General features: G+C 72.0%; 16 protein-coding genes and 1 pseudogene. 9 read left to right on the top strand and 8 right to left on the bottom strand.

Features of this window, described 5'->3' with window-relative positions:
- Positions 1-143: 143 nt before the first annotated feature.
- The 4 genes from AC2W7A_RS01530 to AC2W7A_RS01515 all read left to right on the top strand — a co-directional run bounded on the left by AC2W7A_RS01530 (position 144) and on the right by AC2W7A_RS01515 (position 6453).
- Complete coding sequence (locus AC2W7A_RS01530; protein ID WP_485989790.1) at positions 144-605, top strand: Fur family transcriptional regulator; 462 nt, start codon at positions 144-146, stop codon at positions 603-605.
- 13 nt (positions 606-618) lie between these two features.
- Positions 619-2838 carry a catalase/peroxidase HPI gene (gene katG / locus AC2W7A_RS01525; protein ID WP_485989789.1) on the top strand — a complete coding sequence of 740 codons (2220 nt, stop codon included), beginning with the start codon at positions 619-621 and terminating at the stop codon, positions 2836-2838.
- A gap of 246 nt (positions 2839-3084) precedes the next feature.
- A complete protein-coding gene (gene pgm / locus AC2W7A_RS01520; protein ID WP_485989788.1) occupies positions 3085-4809 on the top strand; it encodes a phosphoglucomutase (alpha-D-glucose-1,6-bisphosphate-dependent) in 1725 nt (574 codons plus the stop codon).
- Between the two features lie 222 nt (positions 4810-5031).
- Positions 5032-6453: an aldehyde dehydrogenase family protein gene (locus AC2W7A_RS01515; protein WP_485989792.1), complete on the top strand. Its 1422-nt coding sequence runs from the start codon at positions 5032-5034 to the stop codon at positions 6451-6453.
- A 10-nt stretch (positions 6454-6463) separates the two neighbouring features.
- Here AC2W7A_RS01515 and AC2W7A_RS01510 read toward each other — a convergent pair.
- Positions 6464-7308, bottom strand: a pseudogene (locus tag AC2W7A_RS01510) (glycerophosphodiester phosphodiesterase family protein).
- Between the two features lie 575 nt (positions 7309-7883).
- Here AC2W7A_RS01510 and AC2W7A_RS01505 point away from each other — a divergent pair.
- The 3 genes from AC2W7A_RS01505 (at position 7884) to AC2W7A_RS01495 (ending at position 10907) form a co-directional block, all read left to right on the top strand.
- Positions 7884-8504, top strand: a complete 621-nt coding sequence (locus AC2W7A_RS01505) for an acyltransferase family protein (RefSeq protein ID WP_485989787.1) — start codon at positions 7884-7886, stop codon at positions 8502-8504.
- Positions 8505-8536: 32 nt separating this feature from the next.
- The gene (locus AC2W7A_RS01500; protein ID WP_485989786.1) at positions 8537-9085 is read left to right on the top strand and encodes an NYN domain-containing protein; all 549 of its coding nucleotides are present in this window, start codon (positions 8537-8539) and stop codon (positions 9083-9085) included.
- A gap of 331 nt (positions 9086-9416) precedes the next feature.
- Positions 9417-10907: an amino acid permease gene (locus AC2W7A_RS01495; protein ID WP_485989791.1), complete on the top strand. Its 1491-nt coding sequence runs from the start codon at positions 9417-9419 to the stop codon at positions 10905-10907.
- Between the two features lie 122 nt (positions 10908-11029).
- On the opposite strand, the gene AC2W7A_RS01490 is transcribed toward AC2W7A_RS01495, so the two are convergent.
- Complete coding sequence (locus AC2W7A_RS01490) at positions 11030-11935, bottom strand: Cof-type HAD-IIB family hydrolase (protein WP_485989785.1); 906 nt, start codon at positions 11933-11935, stop codon at positions 11030-11032.
- A 73-nt stretch (positions 11936-12008) separates the two neighbouring features.
- Between AC2W7A_RS01490 and AC2W7A_RS01485 the strand changes: the two genes are divergently transcribed.
- Complete coding sequence (locus AC2W7A_RS01485) at positions 12009-13043, top strand: malate dehydrogenase (protein ID WP_485989784.1); 1035 nt, start codon at positions 12009-12011, stop codon at positions 13041-13043.
- A 77-nt stretch (positions 13044-13120) separates the two neighbouring features.
- Here the strand turns inward: AC2W7A_RS01485 and AC2W7A_RS01480 are convergent, their stop codons facing one another.
- Positions 13121-14062, bottom strand: a complete 942-nt coding sequence (locus AC2W7A_RS01480; protein WP_485989783.1) for a carbohydrate kinase family protein — start codon at positions 14060-14062, stop codon at positions 13121-13123.
- A 141-nt stretch (positions 14063-14203) separates the two neighbouring features.
- Between AC2W7A_RS01480 and AC2W7A_RS01475 the strand changes: the two genes are divergently transcribed.
- Positions 14204-15604, top strand: a complete 1401-nt coding sequence (locus tag AC2W7A_RS01475; protein WP_485989782.1) for a uracil-xanthine permease family protein — start codon at positions 14204-14206, stop codon at positions 15602-15604.
- 72 nt (positions 15605-15676) lie between these two features.
- On the opposite strand, the gene AC2W7A_RS01470 is transcribed toward AC2W7A_RS01475, so the two are convergent.
- From AC2W7A_RS01470 to AC2W7A_RS01450, 5 genes are all read right to left on the bottom strand, one after another.
- The gene (locus AC2W7A_RS01470; RefSeq protein ID WP_485989781.1) at positions 15677-16258 is read right to left on the bottom strand and encodes a hypothetical protein; all 582 of its coding nucleotides are present in this window, start codon (positions 16256-16258) and stop codon (positions 15677-15679) included.
- A 134-nt stretch (positions 16259-16392) separates the two neighbouring features.
- Positions 16393-17442: a hypothetical protein gene (locus tag AC2W7A_RS01465; protein ID WP_485989780.1), complete on the bottom strand. Its 1050-nt coding sequence runs from the start codon at positions 17440-17442 to the stop codon at positions 16393-16395.
- A 310-nt stretch (positions 17443-17752) separates the two neighbouring features.
- Positions 17753-18529, bottom strand: a complete 777-nt coding sequence (locus tag AC2W7A_RS01460; protein ID WP_485989779.1) for an ATP-binding cassette domain-containing protein — start codon at positions 18527-18529, stop codon at positions 17753-17755.
- Positions 18530-18912: 383 nt separating this feature from the next.
- Positions 18913-19566, bottom strand: a complete 654-nt coding sequence (locus AC2W7A_RS01455) for a GNAT family N-acetyltransferase (RefSeq protein ID WP_485989778.1) — start codon at positions 19564-19566, stop codon at positions 18913-18915.
- 302 nt (positions 19567-19868) lie between these two features.
- The gene (locus AC2W7A_RS01450) at positions 19869-20861 is read right to left on the bottom strand and encodes a hypothetical protein (RefSeq protein WP_485989777.1); all 993 of its coding nucleotides are present in this window, start codon (positions 20859-20861) and stop codon (positions 19869-19871) included.
- Positions 20862-20955: the final 94 nt, after the last annotated feature.

The following is a 20955-nucleotide window of genomic DNA, read 5'->3' as shown; positions in this document are numbered from 1 at the left end:
GTGAGGCGGACGCCCACGGCGCGGGGCCGTCGTCGGGACGCCGGTGCGGGCACCGCGGGGCAACCCGGGGGTCACCGTCCGGCCACCGGACACCCAGCGGACCTTTTCTTGACCGAATCAAGAAAACCGGTTGGGTGGTGACCATGAGCACAGCACCCCAGGAGGTCCCGGACGACGCAGCCCTGCTGCGTGCGGCCGGCCTGCGCGTCACGCGCCCCCGCCTCGGCGTGCTCGCCGCTCTGCGCGAGCACCCGCACGCGGATGCCGCCGACGTGCTCACCGCCGTCCGCGCGGACCAGCCCACCGTGTCCCACCAGGCCGTGTACGACTCCCTGCACACCCTGACCGAGGCGCAGCTGGTGCGGTCCCTGCAGCCGGCGGGCTCCACCGCCCGCTATGAGCTCGACGCTCATGACAACCACCACCACCTGGTCTGCCGCGGCTGCGGCGCCCTCGTGGACGTCCCCTGCCACACCGGAACGGCGCCGTGCCTGAGCGCGGCCGAGGACCACGGGTTCGCCATCGACGAGGCCGAGGTCTACTACTGGGGCCGCTGCCCCTCCTGTGCGGCCGGAGACGCGGACCTCCCCCACCCCGCCCTCTGACGAAAGGACGATCATGACCTCCCAGCATGACGAGACCACCACCGTCGGCGAGATGAGCCACGACGCGACCGAAGGCAAGTGCCCGGTCGCCCACGGCGCCTCCATGCCGCACCCCGCCTCCGGCGACGCGAACCAGCAGTGGTGGAAGAACCGCCTGAACCTGAAGATCCTGGCCAAGGAGCAGCCGGTCATCAACCCGCATGACCCGGACTTCGACTACCCGGCCGCCTTCGAGACCCTGGACCTGGCCGAGGTCAAGAAGGACATCGCCGAGGTGCTCACCACCTCCAAGGACTGGTGGCCGGCCGACTTCGGCAACTACGGCCCGTTCATGATCCGCATGGCCTGGCACGCCGCCGGCACCTACCGCTCCCAGGACGGCCGCGGCGGCGCCGGCACCGGCCAGCAGCGCTTCGCCCCCCTGAACTCCTGGCCGGACAACGCCTCCCTGGACAAGGCCCGCCGCCTGCTGTGGCCGGTCAAGAAGAAGTACGGCCAGAACCTCTCCTGGGCGGACCTGATGATCCTTGCCGGCAACGTGGCCCACGAGATCATGGGCATGCCGACCTACGGCTTCTCCGGCGGCCGCATCGACGCCTACGAGCCCGAGGACGACGTGTACTGGGGCCCCGAGACCGAGTGGACCAACGGCGGCTCCGAGCGCTACAAGGGCGACCGCGAGCTGGACAACCCGCTCGCCGCCGTCGAGATGGGCCTGATCTACGTGAACCCGGAGGGTCCGGAGGGCGAGCCGGACCCGGTCAAGTCCGCCGTCGACATCCGCGAGACCTTCAAGCGCATGGGCATGGACGACGAGGAGACCGTCGCCCTCATCGCCGGCGGCCACACCTTCGGCAAGACCCACGGCGCCGGCACCGTCCCGGAGCACATCGGCGACGAGCCCGAGGGCGCCCCGATGGAGCAGATGGGCCTGGGCTGGAAGTCCTCCTACAAGTCCGGCAAGGGCATCGACGCCATCACCTCCGGCCTCGAGGTCACCTGGACCTACCACCCGACCCGCTGGGACAACGAGTTCTTCCACATCCTCTACGCCTACGAGTGGGAGCTCTTCCACTCCCCGGCCGGTGCCCAGCAGTGGCGCCCGATCAACGGCGGCGGCTCGGACATGGTGCCCGAGGCGGACGGCAGCGGCCGCCGCGAGCCCCGCATGCTGACCTCGGACCTCGCCCTGCGCTTCGACCCGGAGTACGACAAGATCTCCCGTCGCTTCAAGGACGACTTCGAGGCCTTCCAGGACGCCTACTCCCGCGCCTGGTTCAAGCTGACCCACCGTGACATGGGCCCGATCTCCCGCCACCACGGCACCGAGGTCCCCACGGAGGAGCTCGTGTGGATGGACCCGATCCCGGCCCCGGCCTCTGTGCCCGGCGACGCCGAAATCAAGGCCGTCAAGGACGCCGTGGCCGCTGCCGGCCTGTCCGTCCCGGCCGTGGTGAAGACCGTCTGGGGCGCCGCCTCCACCTACCGCGGCTCCGACTTCCGCGGCGGCGCCAACGGCGGCCGCATCCGCCTCGAGCCGCAGCGCTCGTGGGAGGTCAACGAGCCGGCCGTCACCGGTCCGGTGGTGGAGAAGCTGGAGGCGATCGCCGCCGAGCAGGGCGTGTCCTTCGCGGACACCCTGGTCCTGGCCGGCAACTGGGCGATCGAGAAGGCCGCCGCCGACGGCGGTGTCCAGGTCCAGGTGCCGTTCACCCCGGGCCGCGGCGACTCCTCGCAGGAGCAGACCGACGTGGAGTCCTTCGGCTACCTCGAGCCGAAGGTGGACGGCTTCCGCAACTGGGACCCGCGCTCCAACAAGGATTTCCCGGCCGAGTTCGCCCTCGTGGACCGCGCCAACCTGCTCGGCCTCTCCGCCCCGGAGATGACCGTGCTCGTGGCCGGCCTCCGCGTCCTCGGCGCCAACCACGGCGACTCGAAGGACGGCGTGTGGACCGAGAACGTGGGCGTGCTGTCCAACGACTTCCTGCAGGCCGTCACGGACATCGACACCCAGTGGGAGAAGGTCTCCGAGGGCCACTACAAGGGCGTCACCGCCGACGGCAAGGAGCTCACCGGCACCCGCAACGACCTGGTGTTCGGCTCGAACTCCGAGCTGCGCACCGTGTCCGAGGTGTACGCGGCGGACGACGCCAAGGAGAAGTTCGTCAAGGACTTCGTGGCCGCCTGGGCCAAGGTCATGGACGCCGACCGCTACGACGTGAAGAAGAAGTGATCGGCTGACCCGCTGACGCCCCTCGCTTGAGGGGTTTGGGGGCGGAGTTTCCCGGAATTCGGCGAGAATTCCGGGGAAACTCCGCCCCGTTCTGTGTGCTGGGACCACGGTGGGCCGGGCGTCGGAGGCGGGCGGCCGCCGTCGGGAGACGGGGCGGCACGGGGCGGTCCCGGGCCACACCCGCCCGCCACCACAGCGAAACCATCAGTTCTTCCCGTGATCATGCGGGAGTGGAAGAGTGATGGCATGAGCGAGACAACGCAGACCCCCGCCGTCCCTGCCGCCGAGCGCCCCGGCACGCCCGCCCTGCCGGAGGACCTGATCGACGTCGACGCCCTGCTCGCCGCCTACGCCGAGCGCGTCCCGGACGTCTCGGATCCGGCGCAGAAGGTGGTGTTCGGCACCTCCGGCCACCGCGGCAGCTCGCTCAAGAGCAGCTTCAACGACGCGCACATCGCCGCGATCACCCAGGCGATCGTGGAGTACCGCGCGGAGAAGGGCATCACCGGCCCGGTGCTGGTGGGCAAGGACACCCACGCCCTCTCCGGCCCGGCCCAGGACACCTGCGTTCAGGTCCTGCTCGCCGGCGGCGTCCACGTAATGGTGGACTCCCGCGGCGGCTACACCCCCACCCCGGCGGTGTCCCACGCGATCCTGCACCTGAACGAGGGCCGGGACCTCACCTCGTCCGGCTTCTCCGCGGACGGGGACAACGCGGGCCTGGCGGACGGCATCGTCATCACCCCGTCCCACAACCCGCCGGCGGACGGCGGCTTCAAGTACAACCCGCCGCACGGCGGCCCGGCGGACACGGACGCCACCGGCTGGATCGCCGCCCGCGCCAACGAGCTGCTCGCCGCCGGGCTGGACGGCGTGCAGCGGCTGGCCCCGGAGGAGGTCGAGGGCCACCCGAACCTGGACGGCTTCGACTTCCTGGACCGCTACGTCTCCGACCTGCCGAAGGTCCTGGACATGGACGCCATCCGCGAGGCCGGCGTGCGCATCGGTGCCGACCCCATGGGCGGGGCCTCCGTGGGCTACTGGGCGGAGATCGGCGCCCGCCACGGCCTCGAGCTGACCGTGGTGAACCCGGAGGTGGACCCGCAGTTCGGGTTCATGACCCTGGACTGGGACGGCAAGATCCGCATGGACTGCTCCTCCCCGAACGCCATGGCCTCGCTGATCACCCGCATGACCCCGGACCAGGACGGCGAGGCCCCGTTCGACGTCGCCACCGGCAACGACGCGGACTCGGACCGCCACGGCATCGTCACTCCGGACGGCGGGCTGATGAACCCGAACCACTTCCTGGCCGTGGCCATCGACTACCTCTACCGCAACCGTGCGGACTGGCCGCAGACCGCCGGCGTGGGCAAGACACTGGTGTCCTCCTCCATGATCGACCGGGTCGCCGAGTCCCTGGGCCGGGACCTGGTGGAGGTGCCGGTCGGCTTCAAGTGGTTCGTCCCGGGCCTGCTCACCGGCACCGGCGTGTTCGGCGGGGAGGAGTCCGCCGGCGCCAGCTTCGTCACCCTGGACGGCAAGCCCTGGTCCACGGACAAGGACGGCCTGCTGTTGTGCCTGCTCGCCGCGGAGATCATCGCGGTCACCGGCAGCACCCCCTCCGAGCTGTACCGGGACCTGGAGGCGCTGCACGGCTCCCCCGTCTACGCGCGCATCGACGCCCCGGCCACCGCCGAGCAGAAGGCCCGTCTCAAGGAGCTGTCCCCGGAGGACGTGAACGTCACCGAGCTGGCCGGGGAGACCATCCTCGCCGCGCTCACCAAGGCGCCCGGCAACAGCGCCCCCATCGGCGGGCTGAAGGTGGTCACCCAGAACGCCTGGTTCGCCGCCCGCCCCTCCGGCACCGAGGACGTCTACAAGATCTACGCCGAGTCCTTCCTGGGCAAGGAGCACCTGGAGCAGGTCCAGGCCGAGGCCCAGCGGATCGTGGACGCGGTCATCGGCTGAGGTTGAGGCGTCGGCGGGCCGCCGGGCGGGCGACCGGACCCGTCGACGGGAGCGGCCGTCGTCGGGAACCGCGGGAGCGTCCCGGCGGAGCCGGGAGCCGAACCCACAGAGGCGGCGGCCAGGCTGGCGCACTACGGTGGTGCCATGACCATCGACGAGCAGCCCTTCGACGACGCCGACGAGCAGGAGTACGCGGACCTGCAGGTCCCCGCGGACACGTCCATGCTGCCGATCATGCCGATCGGCCCGCGCGCGGAGAACCCCACCGCCGCCGTGGAGCGCCTGCGCACCGCCGCGAAGTCCCGCGCCGCGCATCCGCGCCGCATGCGCGTGCACCAGCTCAAGGCCCTCCGACGCCTGCTCGAGGAGAACGAGCAGCGCCTCCTCGACGCCCTGGGCCATGACCTCGGCAAGTCCCCCACCGAGGGCCTGATGACCGAGCTCATGCCGGTCCGCGCGGAGATCGACCATGCGCTGCTGCACCTGACGGACTGGATGGACAAGCGCCCGGTGAAGACCCCGCTGTCCCTCAAGCCGGCGACCGCCGAGGTCCAGGCCCAGCCCAAGGGTCTGGTGCTGATCATCGGCGCCTGGAACTACCCGGTCCAGCTGTTGCTCGCCCCGCTCGTGGGCGCCCTGGCGGCCGGCAACACCGTGGTCCTGAGCCCGTCCGAGAAGTCCCCGGCCACCGCCGCCGTGCTGCGCGAGCTGCTGCCCACCTACCTGGACTCCGCGCTGATCTCCGTGGTGGCCGGCGGCAAGGACTGCAACACCGAGCTGCTCACCCACCCGTTCGACCACATCCTCTACACCGGCGGCGAGCGCGTGGGTCGGATCGTCTACGAGGCCGCGGCGAAGACCCTGACGCCCGTGACCCTGGAGCTCGGCGGCAAGTCCCCCGTGGTGGTCACCGAGTCCCGCAACGTCATGGCCATGGCCCGGCGCATCGCGTTCGGCAAGTTCACCAACGCCGGCCAGACCTGTGTGGCCCCGGACTACGTGCTGGCGGTCGGGGACGCAGCGCACGAGCAGCTGGTGAAGGCCCTGCCCGAGGTGGTCCGTGAGTTCTACGGCGAGGACCCGCGCACCTCCAACGACTACGGCCGGCTCGTCTCCGAGGAGCACGCCGCGCGCCTGCAGGACATGCTCGCCGCGGACCTGCAAGACGGGGCGCAGCTGCTGGTCGGCGGCCGGGTGGACCCGCACCACCGCTACATGGCGCCGACCGTGGTGACCGGTGTCCGCACGGACCACGCCCTGATGAAGGAGGAGCTGTTCGGCCCGGTGCTGCCGATCCTGAAGGTGGAGACCTTCCAGGAGGCCCTGGACTTCATCACCGCGCGCCCGCATCCGCTGGCCGCCTACCTGTTCACGGACCGCCCGCGGTTCCACCGGGCGTTCGAGGAGCAGGTGCAGGCCGGTGCCGTGTGCACGGACGTGACCCTGCTGCACGCCGGCATCACCACGCTGCCGTTCGGCGGGATCGGCGCCTCCGGCATGGGCGCCTACCACGGGGAGACCGGCTTCGAGACGTTCTCCCACATGCGCCCGTCCCTGGCGAAGACGGACCAGGTGGACACCCTGAAGGTGGCCTACCCGCCGTACACCTGGTTCAAGCGCAAGGCCCTGCCGAAGATGCTCTGAGGGGCGCGCCTCAGCGCTGCGGCCAGATCCCCCGGCGGGTGAAGACGTCGGCGAGCACGTCGGCGCGGTCGGTCATGATGCCGTCCACGCCCATGTCCAGCAGGCGCTCCATCTCGCCCGGATCGTCCACCACCCACACGTGCACGGCCAGGCCGGCCGCCTGAGCGCGCCGCACGAAGGCGGGTCTCACCACCGGCACCGGTCCCTGCCGCAGGGGCACCTGCACGCAGTCCACGTCCAGCAGCCGCCGCACCGCACGGGTCAGGCCCAGCGGGCCGAGCGCCACCAGTGCAGCGACGGCCGCCGCTCCACCGGAGGTCGCCACGCGTGCGGGGCCGGCGGCCCGCTCCGGATGCCGAGCTCGGCAAGGGCGGTGCGCAGCACACGGCGGCGGCTGTCGTGGAAGCTGGCCACGAGGACCCGGTCCCAGGCACGGTGCTCGGCGAGCAGTCGCGCCATGGCGACGGCGCCGTCGTCGTCCTTCAGGTCCACGTTGAGGCGCGCCTCCGGCAGCGCGGTCAGCAGGTCCGCGAAGCGCAGCAGCGGCTCCTCGCCCACGCGGACCGACGCGAGCTCGGCCCAGCTGTGCTCGGCGATCCGACCGCGGCCGGTGCTGACGCGGTCCAGGGTGTCGTCGTGGAAGACCACGAGCTCACCGTCCGCGGTGGTGCGCACGTCCAGCTCGAGGTAGGTGAACCCGGCCTCGTGGGCGGTCCGGAACGCGGCCAGCGTGTTCTCCCGACGCACGTCCGCGCCGCGGTGCGCGAACCCGAGCGGCCAGCCCCGGCGGGCCGGCCGCGAGTCGGTGAGGTAGGCGGGCGGGGTGCGGCGGGAGCGCTCGACGGCGCGGTGCAGGGCCCTCTGCACGGCGGCACGGACGGAGGTCAGGCGGGACGTGATGCTCACGGAACGAGCGTAGCGGCGCGCTCCACTCCCTAGACTGGGCTCATCCGTCCCCGCCCCTCCAGGAGGCTCCGTGCCCGCCACCGCGTCCCGACGACGGCCGGTCGCCCCCGGCGTCCGCCCTCGCCTGGCCTGGCTCGACGTCGCCCGGGGAGTGGCCCTGCTGTCCATGTTCGTGGCGCATGTGGCGCCGACCCCGGGGCCCGCGGGTGTGCTGAACCTCTCCGAGTTCCTCACGGCGGCCCTCTTCGCGGCGCTCGTGGGCGCCTCCGTGGACCTCGAGGCGGACCGGTACGGGTGGCCGCGCGCCGCCGTTGCGGCGCTGGTGCGTGCGGCGGTGCTGGTGGCCTGCGGAGCGCTGACCGGACTGTTCGGTGCCGCCGTGGTGGACGTGCTGACGCATCTGGCCGTGGTGATGCTGGTGTCCCTGCTGCTGTGCCGGCTGCCCTCCGCCGTGCTGGCCGCGGTCGGGGGCGGTTCTGGCGGCCGCGGGCGTCTGGGTGACCCGGGCTGGGCCGCAGCAGGCGATGGAGTGGGCGGCGCAGCTGGTGCCGGCCGGCCTGGACCCGGCGCTGGCGGGCACGCTGGCCACGTCCTGGCTGGCCTCCGGTCCCTATCGGATCCTGCTGCTCTGCGCCTACGGGCTGCTGGGCATGGTGCTGGTGCGGCTGCTGCGGCGCAGCCGGCGGCCCGTTGCCCTGGGCTGGGCGGCCGCCGGCGCAGCGGTGGGAGCGGCGGCGGTCTTCACGGCCCGTGCGCAGACCGGCGAGTCCCCGATCCCGTACACCGGCACCGTCACAGAGGCGGTCCTCTGCGTCGGACTGGTGGCGGCGGCGCTGGGGGCCTGCGCGGGACTCACCCCGGACCGGTGGCCCCGGCCGACCGGCCTGCTCGCCGTGCCCGGCTCCATGACCCTCAGCGTCTACGTGGCCCACCAGGCCTACCTGGGCTGGGTGCTCACCCTCGGTCCCGGCCCGTGGCACAGCCCGTCCGGGACGGATGACACCTGGGCCAACCTCGCCGTCCTCTGCCTCGGCGGGATCCTGCTGCCCCTACTCTGGCGGGGCCTCGTCCGCGCCGAACCCTGGCGCCGCGGCCCGCTCGAGGGCCCGGTGCGGCTGCTCACCGATCCGATCCACGGCCGCTGACCGGGACCGGCCGCACGGGTAGGCTCGGCGGCGTGACTGAACGCCAGACCTACCTGCTCGTCGACGGGGAGAACATCGACGCGACCCTGGGCACCTCCATCCTCCAGCGCCGCCCCCACCCGGAGGAGCGGCCCCGCTGGAACCGGGTGCTGGAGCACATCGAGGACCGCTGGGACCAGCCCGTCAAGGCGCTGTTCTTCCTCGCGATCGACGGGGACATCCCGCTGTCCTTCGTGCAGGCCCTCAACGCCATGGGGTACCAGCCGCTGATGCTGCGCGGCCCCGGCAAGGTGGTGGACATCGGCATCCAGCGCACGGCCGAGGCCCTCGCCGAGCGGGACGACGACGTGGTCCTCGCCAGCCACGACGTGGACTTCCTGCCGCAGATGACCGCCCTCGCCGAGGACCCGGACCGCCGCGTGGCGCTCATGGGCTTCAACGAGTTCATGTCCGGCGGGCTGCGCGAGGTCCCGGGCATCGAGGTCTGGGACATGGAGTACGACGTGCAGGCCTTCGACGCCCCGCTGCCGCGCCTGCGCGTGATCGACATCGACGAGTTCGACCCGCTCGAGTTCCTCTGACGGGAGGGCGGACGCTGCTGTCCTGCAAACGGCCGTTCTCAGCGCTCATCCGGTGCTGAGAACGGCCATATGCGCGACAGCAACCGTGTCGCCCGGCACCGTTCCCGCTGACGGCCCCGTGTCCCGGCGCCCGACGACGGCACTCCCCCGCGTCTGCTGCGTCACCAGGACCTGTGGAGCGCGACACAGTCCGCTGACGCGTCCCTCCTGTGGGCCGTATGCTCGGGCCGTCCATACCGGGTCTACGCCCGGGATGTCCTGTGTTCAGGGCCTGCTGTGCGGGTGCTGAGCACGTCCCGCTCCCCCCTTCTGGAAAGGTCCCGCCGTGGACATCACCGAGCCCGCCCCACGCACGCCCGGGGCCACCGGACCGGCCGACTCGAACGGCCTGCGCCGCTCCCTCTCCACCCGTCATCTGACGATGATCGCGATGGGCGGTGCGATCGGCACCGGCCTGCTCGTGGCCTCCGGCAACACGATCGCCACCGCCGGCCCGGGCGGCGCCCTGCTGGCCTACGTGGTCATCGGCTTCATGGTGTTCCTGCTCATGCAGTCGCTGGGCGAGATGGCCACCTACCTGCCGGTGTCCGGTGCGTTCGAGGAGTACGCGGCCCGCTTCGTGAGCCCCTCGTTCGGCTTCGCCGTCGGCTGGAACTACTGGTACAACTGGGCGATCACCGTGGCCGCCGAGCTGGTGGCCGCCGCCCTGGTGATGCGGTACTGGCTGCCGGACGTGCCCTCCTGGGTGTGGTCCGCGCTCTTCCTGGCCGTGCTGTTCGGGCTGAACGCCCTGTCCACCCGGGCCTACGGCGAGTCCGAGTTCTGGTTCGCCCTGATCAAGGTGGTCACCGTGGTGGTGTTCCTGGTCCTGGGCGTGCTGATGATCGTGGGCATCCTGGGTGACACGCAGCCGGGCTTCGAGAACTGGACCACCGGCGAGGCCCCGTTCGTGGGCGGCGTGCCGGGGGTCCTGGCGATCTTCCTGGTGGCCGGCTTCTCCTTCCAGGGCACCGAGCTGGTGGGTGTAGCCGCCGGTGAGGCGGAGGACCCGGAGCGGACCGTACCGAGGGCGATCCGCACCGTATTCGTGCGCATCATGCTGTTCTATGTGGGGGCGATCGCGATCATCGGCTTCCTCATCCCGTACACCAGCCCGAACCTGCTGGGTTCAAGCGTGGAGGACGTCTCGATCTCCCCGTTCACCCTGGTGTTCGAGAACGCCGGCGTGCTGGCGGCGGCCACCGTGATGAACGCGGTGATCCTCACCGCCATCCTCTCCGCCGGCAACTCCGGTCTCTACGCCTCGACCCGCATGCTCTACGCCCTCGCCGCCTCCGGGAAGGCGCCGCGGGTGCTGGCGAAGGTGAACCGTCGCGGCGTCCCCATGAACGCCCTGATCATGACCACCGTGGTGGGCGCGGGCTGCTTCCTCACCACCCTGATCGGCGACGGCGCCGCCTACGTGTGGCTGGTGTCCGCGTCCGGGCTGGCCGGGTTCATCGTGTGGATGGGCATCGCCTGGAGCCACTACCGGTTCCGCAGGGCATACGTGGCGCAGGGCGGGGACGTGAAGGACCTGCCGTACCGCGCGACGCTGTTCCCCCTCGGCCCGGCGATCGCCCTGCTGCTGTGCACCGTGGTGATCCTCGGCCAGAACTGGCAGGCGTTCACCGGCGACGGCGTGGACCTGGTGGCCGTGCTCAGCGCGTACATCGGCCTGCCGCTGTTCCTGGCCCTGTGGCTGGGCCACCGCCTGGTCACGGGGAAGGCCTCGCGCATGGTCCGCTACGAGGAGGCGGACCTGTCCCGCGCGCTGGACTGAGTCGTCAGGCACGTCGCTCGCTCTCCGCCGGTCGCCTGTCCCCGCTCGCGTCTCCGCCTGTCGCCTGTCCCCGCTTGCCGCTTCCCGACGACGGCACGCACCTCCGCCTGCCGGCCCACCGCTCACTCGGGCAGGGTCAGCAGGTGCTCGATCACCTCGGCCACACCGTCGTCGTCGCAGGCCCCGACCACCGCGTCGGCGGCGGCCTGCAGCTCCGGGTGACCGGAGGCCACGGCCAGTCCCAGGCCGGCCCACTGGAGCATCTCCACGTCGTTGGGCATGTCCCCGAAGGCGACGACCTGGTCCGCCGCGATCCCGAGCCGGCCGGCGTACTCCTCCAGGGTGGCGGCCTTGTGGACGCCGCGCACGGCCATCTCCACCAGCGGCAGGTCGGGCGCCGAGTGGGTCACGGACACGAGGTCCCCCACCAGCTCGCGCGTCCAGGCGAGCAGCTCGTCCGGGGTGCGCCGGCCGGAGCGCGCCATCAGCTTCACCACGGTGGCGTCGTCCGGGAGCATGTGCTCGAGCCGGTGCGCGGCGCCGGACTCCGCCCCGGCATGAGGTCCTGCCTGCGCTCCGGTGACGCCTTCGGCCCGCTCGCCGAACGCCGGCTCCCACACGAAGCCGCCGAGGGTCTCGGCACCGAAGCTCGCGGTCTCGTCCGCCGCGCGCAGCCGGGCGGCGGCCTTCCAGACGTCGGCGTGCTCCATCCCGTGGGAGAGCAGCACCTGGTCCGTGGCGGGGTCCACCACCACGGCGCCGTTGGAGCAGATCACCGGGCCGACGGTGCCGAGCTGGTCCCGCAGCGGGCTCAGCCAGCGCAGCGGACGGCCGGTCACGAACACCACGGTGACGCCCGCGTCATGGGCGGCCTGCAGGGCCTCGATGGTGCGAGGGGACAGCCGCCCGGTGCGGGTGTGCGCGTAACCGATCACGGTGCCGTCCAGGTCCGTGGCCACCATGCGCGGCCGGCGGCGCACGCCCGCCAGCGCGGCGGCGGCGCGGGAAGAGGCTGACGGCACGGACATGCGCCCCAGTCTAGGCGGCAGCTGCCGCTCGGGGACCTTCACCCCACAGCCCTCGGACGGGCAGAATGGGGGCATGACCACGCAGCATCGCGCCCCGCAGACCGTCACCGTCACCGGCGCCGCCGGCAACATCGGCTACGCCCTCCTGTTCCGCATCGCCGCGGGCCAGATGCTGGGCGAGGACACCCCGGTGCGGCTGCGCCTGCTGGAGATCCCCGCCGCCCTGAAGGCCGCGGAGGGCACCGCTATGGAGCTCGCGGACTGCGCCTTCGGCCTCCTGGACTCCGTGGAGGTCACGGATGACCCGGCGACGGCCTTCGACGGCACCCACCACGCCCTGCTCGTGGGCGCCCGCCCCCGTACCGCCGGCATGGAGCGCGGCGACCTGCTGGAGGCCAACGGCGGCATCTTCGGCCCGCAGGGCAAGGCCATCAACGACCACGCGGACGACGCCGTGCGCGTGGTGGTGGTCGGCAACCCGGCCAACACCAACGCCCTCATCGCGCAGCGGCACGCACCGGACGTCCCCGCGTCCCGCTTCACGGCGCTGACCCGCCTGGACCACAACCGCGCCGTGGCGCAGCTGGCCGCCAAGGCGGGCGTGGCCGTGAACGACGTGGACGGCATCACCGTCTGGGGCAACCACTCGGCCACCCAGTTCCCGGACCTCACCCACGCCTGCGTGCGCGTGGACGGCGAGTGGAGGCCCGCGCTGGACGTGGTGGACACCGGCTGGACGGGGGACGAGTTCATCCCCCGCGTGGCCAAGCGCGGCGCCGAGATCATCTCGGTGCGCGGCGCCTCCTCGGCCGCGTCCGCCGCCTCCGCGACCATCGGCCACATGCGCGACTGGGCCCTGGGCACCGGCACCGGCCCGGACGGCTCACCCCGTCGCACCTCCGCGGCGATCGTCTCGGACGGCTCCTACGGGGTCCCGGAGGGCCTGATCTCCTCGTTCCCGGTGACCTCGGACGGCGGCGAGTGGCAGATCGTGCCGGACCTGGCCCCGGACGAGTCCGCCCTGCCCGGTGCCGGCGAGCGCCTGGCCGCCACCGTGGCCGAGCTCGAGTCCGAGCGCGACGCCGTGAAGGACCTCGGCCTCATCTGACCCGACCCCACGAGAACGGCCGCCCACCTGCTGAAGGTGGGCGGCCGTCGTCGTTGTTCTCAGAATGCCGGGACGGCTCAGTCGTCCACGAGCTCCGCACGGTTCGGCGGGTCCGCGCCGGGGCGGGAGGCCGTGATGGCGGAGGCGCGGGAGGCGTAGATGAGCACGGACTCGAGGTCGGAGTGGCGGATGCCGCGCAGCTTCTCGCGGTTCTCCGCACCCAGCAGGGAGCGGTCGTCCAGGGCGGCCAGCAGCGCAGCGGTGAAGGAGTCGCCGGCGCCCACGGTGTCCGCCACGTCCACCGGGAAGATCGGGCGCTCGTACACCTCGTGGGCGGTGACGGCCAGGATGTCCTCGGCGCCGCGGGTCATCACCACGAGGGCCGGGCCCATCCGCTGCCACGCCTGGATGGACTCCAACAGCGGGCGGTCCGGGTACAGCCAGGCGATGTCCTCGTCCGAGGCGTGCACCACGTCCGCCAGGCGCACCGACTGCTCGGCACGCTTCCGGGCGAACTCGCGGTCCGGGACGATGCTCGGGCGCACGTTGGGGTCGTAGCTGAGGGTGGTGGTCGGCTGGAGCAGCTCGAGCAGGCCCATCACCTCGGCGTCGCCGGGGGCGAGCATGGTGGCGATCGAGCCGGCGTGCAGATGGACCAGGCGTCCGCCGATGTCATGGCCATACCGCTCCACGAGCTCGTCCGCGGAGGGCAGGGTCCAGTCCAGCTCGAACTCGTAGCTGGCCGCACCCGTGGGATCCAGGCGGGCAGTCGCCTGGGAGGTGGGGGCCGAGTCGGGGCCGAGGAGGGAGCGGACACCGTTGTCACGCAGGTGAGCGGCGATCATCACGCCGTACTCGTCCGAGCCGAAGCGTCCGGCGAACAGCGCCGGAAGGTCCAGGCGGCTCAGGCCCACCGCGACGTTGAGGGGGCTGCCGCCGACGTGTGCCCGGGGTGTGGCGGTGTCCGAGAGCACCACGTCCACGAGGGCCTCGCCAATCACACCGAAGTAGTCACGCACGCTCCCACGGTACCCTACGGGCATCGGCCTGACGCGGACCCGTCCACACCTCTGGAGGACGCCGCGCGGGCCCGCCTTTCCCGGCTCCCGAGCCCCCGCGGCCCGTGCCGGAGCACCCGCCGTCCCGCCCCTGGAGGAGCCATGTCCCACACTTACGAGCGCCCCGCCGCACCCCGAGGAGACGCCGCCTCCCCCGGACGCTCCCCCGGCGGTCCCTCCCCCGGACGCCCCCGCCTCGGCTGGACCGTCCACGGCGACGGCAGGACCATCACCGCCGGCACCGTGGTGGGCCCGCAGGAGCGCCTGAGCTGGGGCCGCACCGTGGGCATCGGCGTGCAGCACGTGATGGCGATGTTCGGCGCCACCGTGCTCGTCCCCGCCCTGACCGGCATGCCGGCCACCACCGCCCTGTTCTTCTCCGGCCTCGGCACCCTGCTGTTCCTGACGATCACCGGCAACCGCCTGCCGTCCTACCTGGGCAGCTCCTTCGCGTTCATCGCCCCGATCACCGCGGCCGTGTCCATGGCCGGCGTCGGCGCCGCGCTCGGCGGCATCCTCACGGTGGGCGTGATCCTGGCCCTGATCGGCGTGGTGGTGCACCTGGCCGGCACCGGCTGGATCCACGCGCTCATGCCGCCGGCGGTGATGGGCACCATCGTCGCGCTGATCGGCCTGAACCTCGCTGGCGCCACCACGGACGGCATGGTGGAGCTGCCGGTGACCACCTTCGGCACCGCCCTGGCGATCGTCCTGTCCGCCGTGCTCTTCCGCGGGCTGCTCGGGCGCCTGTCCATCCTGGTGGGCATCGTGGTCGGGTACCTGCTGGCCCTGGCCCAACACCAAGTGGACTTCACCCCGATCGGTGAGGCGGCCGTCGTCGGGCTTCCCCCGTTCCACCTGCCGGAGTTCCGTGCGGAGGTGGTGTTCCTGTTCCTGCCGGTGGTGCTGGTGCTGGTGGCGGAGAACATCGGCCACGTTCGCACCGTGGGGCTGATGACCAAGACGGACCTGGACCCGCTGACCGGCCGCGCCCTGTTCGCGGACGGCCTCGCCACGTCCCTGTCCGGCCTCGGCGGTGGCGTGGGCACCACCACGTACGCGGAGAACATCGGCGTGATGGCCTCGTCCAAGGTGTACTCCACCGCCGCGTACTGGGTGGCCGGCCTGACGGCGCTGGCCCTGGCGTTCTTCCCGAAGTTCGGTGCCGCCGTGGCCACCATCCCGGCCGGTGTGGCCGCGGGTGCGGGGATCGTGCTCTACGGCATGATCGGCGTGATGGGCGTGCGCATCTGGGTGCAGAACCGGGTGGACTTCTCCAACACCATCAACCTGATGACCGCCGGCACCGGCCTGATCATCGCCATCGCGGACCCTGTGCTGATGGTGGGCGACCTCGCCTTCGGCGGCATCACCCTCGGGACGATCGCCGCGCTGGGCGTGTACCACCTGATGACCGCGGTGGCGCGGGTGCGCGGCACCGAGCCCGTCAGCGAGGACGACCTCGAGGAGTACGAGGCCTCGCAGGCCGGCCGGCTCGGCTGAGGCCTGTTCGATCCCGAAGCCCTCGTTCCGATCGGGTGCACGCCCCGCGCGCTCCGGATCGGAACGAGGGCTTCACCGTGAACCCTTCCCGACGACGGCCGGTTCAGATCGCGTCATCCCGCACGCCGCGCTGCCGGCGCGCACCGCATAGAGCACCATGCCGGTGGTCCACAGCGCCGCGCCCACTCCGAGGCGGACACCCAGCAGGTCCGCGTTGAACAGCACATTCGCCTCCCAGGGCATCAGAGACAGGGCGAAGACTGCGGACACGGCCAGCGGGAGCACGGTGGCCGCCGTCGGACCCCAGAGCACGAGAGCCATCATCGCCAGCCCCCACCAGAACAACGGGAAGCTCAGGAACACGTGCACCGGGTCCAGACCCCTCGGGAGGAGCAGGGATGCGATGCCCGACACCGCGGCCAACAACACGGTGAGGGTGAAGCCCCAGGCCAGACGCCGCAGCACGATCGAGCGCGGCGAGACGTCCGTGATCCAGGCGAGGCGATCGCGAAGCAGAAGCGCTGCGGCGCCACACACCCCGGCCTGCACCGCGAGGCCGGCCGCGGCAGGGTCGGTGGTGGCGTCGTCGAGCAGCACCGTCGAGGGCGCCACGCGAGGCAGTGCCACCGTCATCGCCACGGCCGCCAGCACCATCCCGCAGAGGATGCCTGCCAGCGGAGCCCACGTGCATCCATGGGCCAGCAGCCACGCTCGCGCCGGGAGGATCCCCCCTGACGATGGCCTCTCCCCAGCGGCGGTGGTCGACCCTCCCGAGAACGACCGGCGTCTCATGGCAGGTCCGCCTCGGAGAGGGTGCAGGAGGCGACAGAGTCTGCATGCGAGGCCCACCAGTCGCGGCGTTCGGAGGGAGCGAGGTCCGCGAAGGCGGCGGCCCGCTCGCTGAGGCGCCGTCGCTCTTCGTCGGTGAAACCAGGGTGCTCGGACAATGGCGTGTCGTACGGGGCCCGCAGGTCGTCCGGCAGTACACCGAGAGCGCTGCCCCAGCCGTAGAAGAGGGCGGTCTGTGCCTCCAGTCCGAGGACACTCCCGTCCTGCTCGGAGGGCTCGGGGCCGTCGTCGGAGGAACAGCGTGCCAGCAGCAGCCCGCGCCCGAGGCCCGCAAGGGTCTGGGCACGGTCCGGATATGCGGTGACCACCTCATTGCCTCCGGCGGAGGCCACCAACAGCCCGGAATCCGCTGAACCCTCCGGATCCGTGTGGAGGAGATCAGGGTCGTCACTCACGCGAACGGGGCGCAGCGGCGCCGGCAGCTCGGCCAGACCCTCCTCCACGAATCGGGAGTAGCGTCCGAGCCCGGGTGCGCTCCAGGGAGACAGACAGACCTCGGCACGCCCATCGGTACAGGCGGAGACTCGGTCGGTCGGACGACGCAGCTGTCCTTCCGGAACGGTGGACACCAGGAACCCGCACACAAGGACCGTCAGCCCGGCGAACACCGCCGTTCGCCGGCGCCCGACGACAGCCGCCACCAGCGCCAGACCCACGGCCACCGCCGCCGCCACGCGGAGGCCTGCCGGCAGAGCAGCCGGCATGTCCGTCTGCCACCCGGTCCAGGGGGACGGTGTGAGCAGTGCTGCCGTCGGCGCGTCCACGGTCGTGTTCAGCACGTAGGTCCCGGCGTACCCCAGCACTGCGGCCAGGACGGGGGCCCAGCGGTGCGGGAGCCACCAGCCGACCGCCACACCGCACACGCAGAGGCTCACGCTCCAGGCCCACGAGCCGAGGGCCCAGAGCCCGAGGACACCCCAGGACCATGCGACCGGCCCGACTCCGGTCAGAGTGAAGGATGCGGTGGCCACGATGGAGAGCACCAGCACGTGGACCAGGGTGCAGAGGGCGGCCGCCCACCGCAGCAGTGGATGCGAGTCCGCTCGAGCGGGGTGCGCACGGACAGGCTCTGCTGCTCACCGGTGGTAGCCGCGCGAAGTGGGATCGTCGCCCGCGCCAACGCCGCCGAGCCGGTGATCGCCAGGATCACCACCGCCAACTCCGTCGCCTGCGCCACTGCGGCCGGGGGCCATCCCAGCCACCGATGCCGGGATGCGAACAGGGCGGCTGCGACGGCGGCTGCCGTGAGCACGACCAGACCGACAGACACGGATTCCAGGCGACCACGGGGTCCGTGCATCAGGCGTCCTCCCGCGGCGCGCCGCCGAGCAGGCGGGTCACGGTGGCGGTCGCCTGGCCGGCGTCGGCCCCCTGCGTGACCAGGTCCTGCAGCGGCGAGGCGTGGGTGACCCGTCCGTCCGCGAGCACCACCACGTGTTCGGCCGTGGCCAGGATGTCCTCCACCAGGTGCGTGGAGATCACCACCGTCCGGTCGGCCCCGAGGTCTCGGATGATCTCGAGGAGGCAGGCGCGCTGGATCGGGTCGAGGCCGACCGTCGGCTCGTCGAGAAGGAGCACCTCGGGGTCTCCGACGAGGGCACAGGCCAGGCCGAGTCGACGCGCCTGCCCTCCGGAGAGATCGGTGGCGCGGCGACGGGCGAGATCTGCGAGATCCGTCTGTTCCAGTGCATCGCGGCGCAGGCCCGCAGTGTCCCGGGGTGACGACCCACGCAGCCAGGCTGCATAGTCCACCGCCTCGGAGACCCGCAGGCCCTTCGGGAAGGAGAGGTCCTGCGGCATCCAGCCCAGGCGAGAGCGCAGGTCTCGGAGGGCGGCGGGCGAGGTGAGTGCGGACGTACCGTGGAAGAGCACGCTCCCGGAGTCGATCGGCAGCAGCCCGATCATGGACCGCATCAAGGTGGTCTTCCCGGCGCCGTTGCGACCGATCAGGGCCGTGACGCCGCGTGGAAAGCCGCACGTCGCACCATGCAGCACGGAACGCCCGCCACGTCGGACATGGAGGTGTTCGGCAGCCAGCGTGGGGGTCAGTCGGCCCACCTCCGGGTCAGTGCTCATCGGACCACGAACCGGTCGGATCCCTGCGAACTGCGATGTCACGCCCCACACGAGCCTGGACCTTGGCCCCCGAGCAAGCGGTGATGTCCCCTCCGATGAATCCACCAGCCGGGTGGGCGGGAGTCCTCGTGATGTTGCCGGTACAGCGCGTCGCCGCCGAGACGAGGACTGTGAGGTTGCGCACGTCGGCGTTGCTCCCGTTTCTGACAGATCTGCCGCCCCTTGGGTGGACGCACAGTCAAACCCAAGCCGTGAAAGGCCATCGCGCCACCGAGGACGCCGTGGCCCGCAGCCGGGACCATCCTAGGCACCAGATCGGATCGGGCGCACCCAGCCCGTGTCTGCACCCGCGCATCCTGGCCGGTTTCCCGACGACGGCCGGTTCAGTCCGTCAGCCCCAGGAACCTCCGCAGCGGCTCGGCTCCCTCCACCTCCACGGTGTCCGGGCCGGGGACGAAGTGCTCGGGCAGCAGCTCGAGCAGGACCATCTCGGAGGGCTCGCCGCGGCGTTGCCACTGCTCGCGGCCGGTCTCCCGGTAGCCGACCTTTTCGCTGATGCGCAGGGACGCGGCGTTGTCCGCCCAGGCGCCGGAGGTCACGGCGTCCAGGGCGAGGTGGTCGAACGCGACCGCGCAGATCGCCTGGCGCATGGCCAGACCGATACCCTGCCCCTGGAAGCGCAGGCCCAGCCAGGACCCGGTCTCCAGGCGCCGGGTGGTGCGCACGTCCTGGCCGTTGAGAGCCTGCAGGCCCACGATCTCCCCGCCCCTGCGGACGACCAGCTCGAGCGCCGCGTTCCCCTCCCCGGTGCCGGCGAGGGTGCGCCCGAAGAACCGCATGTAGTTTCCGGGGATCTCCTCGGCGGGGGCGTCGGTCCAGGGGAAGGAGAAGGGCATGGTGGCCGGGGCGTGGATGCCGGCCTCCACCAGCGCCACCACCTCCGGCACGTCGGACTCGCGCAGGGCGGTCATGGTCAGCCCGCCGGCCCGGACCACGAGTCCGTAGGGCGGCCAGATCTCCTCGAGGGTGCGCATCATGGGGTGAGCGTAGCGCAGGTCACGGTCATGGGCCCCTGGCCTCAGTGGCCGCAGTGGTGGTGGACCAACCCCCTCGGCGCGACCGGCGGTTCCTGATGCCCCTGGCCGTGAGCGGAGCCAGGGCCAACAACACTTTCTGGAATCAGAGTTGCCGGAACTGCGGTCCAAAAGGCACCCATTCCGGCACTTCCGATTCCAGCTTGGACGTCCATGAATCCAGAAGGGTCAAGGACGGGGAGCCGAGGGGCGTCAGCACGCACGTCGAGGCCCAGGCCAGAGCCGCCCCCACGGCGCCACCCGGCTCAGCGCGAGCTGCCGCTCCTGCGCCCGCGACTCACGCCCACGAAGCCCTGCACGAGGTCCGAGTCGGACTCCTTGAGCCAGGCCAGGCCGACGTCCCAGCCGGGGTGCCGCGAGTCTCCGGCAGCATGCTCGCCGGTGACGCCGAACAGCTCGTCCGCGCGCTCGGGCTCCACGCCGGCCTCCTCCGCGGCGAGCTCGGCGGCCATGGCGGCGGCCTCGCGCTCGGCGCGGGACATCCCGACCACCTCGTCCAGCGAGGACTCCAGCGGCAGCACCACCACGTCCTTGCGCCCGAACATGCGGGCCACCGACTGCGGCAGCACCACGTACCCGGCGCCCGAGGCCACGATCTCCAACGCCATCCGCTCCCCCGCACCAGGGGTCTCCGGAGCGTCCATGGGGTTGGGGACGGATGCCCGCGGCGAGACGGCAGGCGGAGTGGGGGCGCCGTCGTCGGGAGACACTCCCATTTCGCGAGCGAAAACGTCGTCCGACCCTCTCGTTTCGCCAGCGAAAACGTCGTCCAACCCTCCCGTTTCGCGAGCGAAAACGTCAGGGCCGGGTTCAACCTCACCCTCCGGCACAGGCGCGAACCTCGCCGGGTCCATCGCCTCGGCCGGGTCGAGCTCGGCCGTCGGCACGGGGCCGTCCGCCTCCACGTCCCACGCCGCGAGCAGATGATCCTTGCCCACGCACACCACGGGCAGCTCGGAGTACGCCCGCACCACGTGCACGCGCCGCGGGTCCACGCCGGCCTCGGCCAGCACGTCCTCCACCGACCGGTCCCGGCGCCAGCGCAGGTAGCCCAGCTGCGGCAACGGGTGCAGGCCGCAGCCGCGCTCGTCGTGCCTCAGGTGCCAGGTCTGTTGGCACTCGTCGTGGTTCACCAGCTGCACCGCGCGCTCACGCGAGGTGAACCGGTCCACCCACTTCGAGGGCGTCGCACCGGGGACGGTCGCCAGGAACAGGGTCTCGGGCGGCTGCCTGTCCACCCGGCCCGCTCCGCTTCCCGACGGACGGCCGCCCACCCCCGGCACGGCCCTTCCCGCCGGCCTTCACGCCCTGGGCGACGCCCCGGCCGCCGGA

This window comes from Micrococcus sp. LASM2_SD2 (assembly GCF_057364565.1).
This window is presented reverse-complemented; position numbering and strand designations above follow the sequence as displayed.

Excerpts from the sequence above, each read along its gene's own strand:
- AC2W7A_RS01505 (WP_485989787.1), top strand. The coding sequence starts at position 7,884 with ATGGAGTGGGCGGCGCAGCTGGTGCCGGCCGGCCTGGACCCGGCGCTG.
- AC2W7A_RS01475 (WP_485989782.1), top strand. The coding sequence starts at position 14,204 with ATGTCCCACACTTACGAGCGCCCCGCCGCACCCCGAGGAGACGCCGCC.
- AC2W7A_RS01470 (WP_485989781.1), bottom strand. The coding sequence starts at position 16,258 with ATGGTGCTGGCGGCCGTGGCGATGACGGTGGCACTGCCTCGCGTGGCG.
- AC2W7A_RS01455 (WP_485989778.1), bottom strand. The coding sequence starts at position 19,566 with ATGATGCGCACCCTCGAGGAGATCTGGCCGCCCTACGGACTCGTGGTC.
- AC2W7A_RS01515 (WP_485989792.1), top strand. The coding sequence starts at position 5,032 with ATGCTGCCGATCATGCCGATCGGCCCGCGCGCGGAGAACCCCACCGCC.
- AC2W7A_RS01460 (WP_485989779.1), bottom strand. The coding sequence starts at position 18,529 with ATGAGCACTGACCCGGAGGTGGGCCGACTGACCCCCACGCTGGCTGCC.
- AC2W7A_RS01490 (WP_485989785.1), bottom strand. The coding sequence starts at position 11,935 with ATGTCCGTGCCGTCAGCCTCTTCCCGCGCCGCCGCCGCGCTGGCGGGC.
- AC2W7A_RS01530 (WP_485989790.1), top strand. The coding sequence starts at position 144 with ATGAGCACAGCACCCCAGGAGGTCCCGGACGACGCAGCCCTGCTGCGT.
- AC2W7A_RS01485 (WP_485989784.1), top strand. The coding sequence starts at position 12,009 with ATGACCACGCAGCATCGCGCCCCGCAGACCGTCACCGTCACCGGCGCC.
- katG (WP_485989789.1), top strand. The coding sequence starts at position 619 with ATGACCTCCCAGCATGACGAGACCACCACCGTCGGCGAGATGAGCCAC.
- pgm (WP_485989788.1), top strand. The coding sequence starts at position 3,085 with ATGAGCGAGACAACGCAGACCCCCGCCGTCCCTGCCGCCGAGCGCCCC.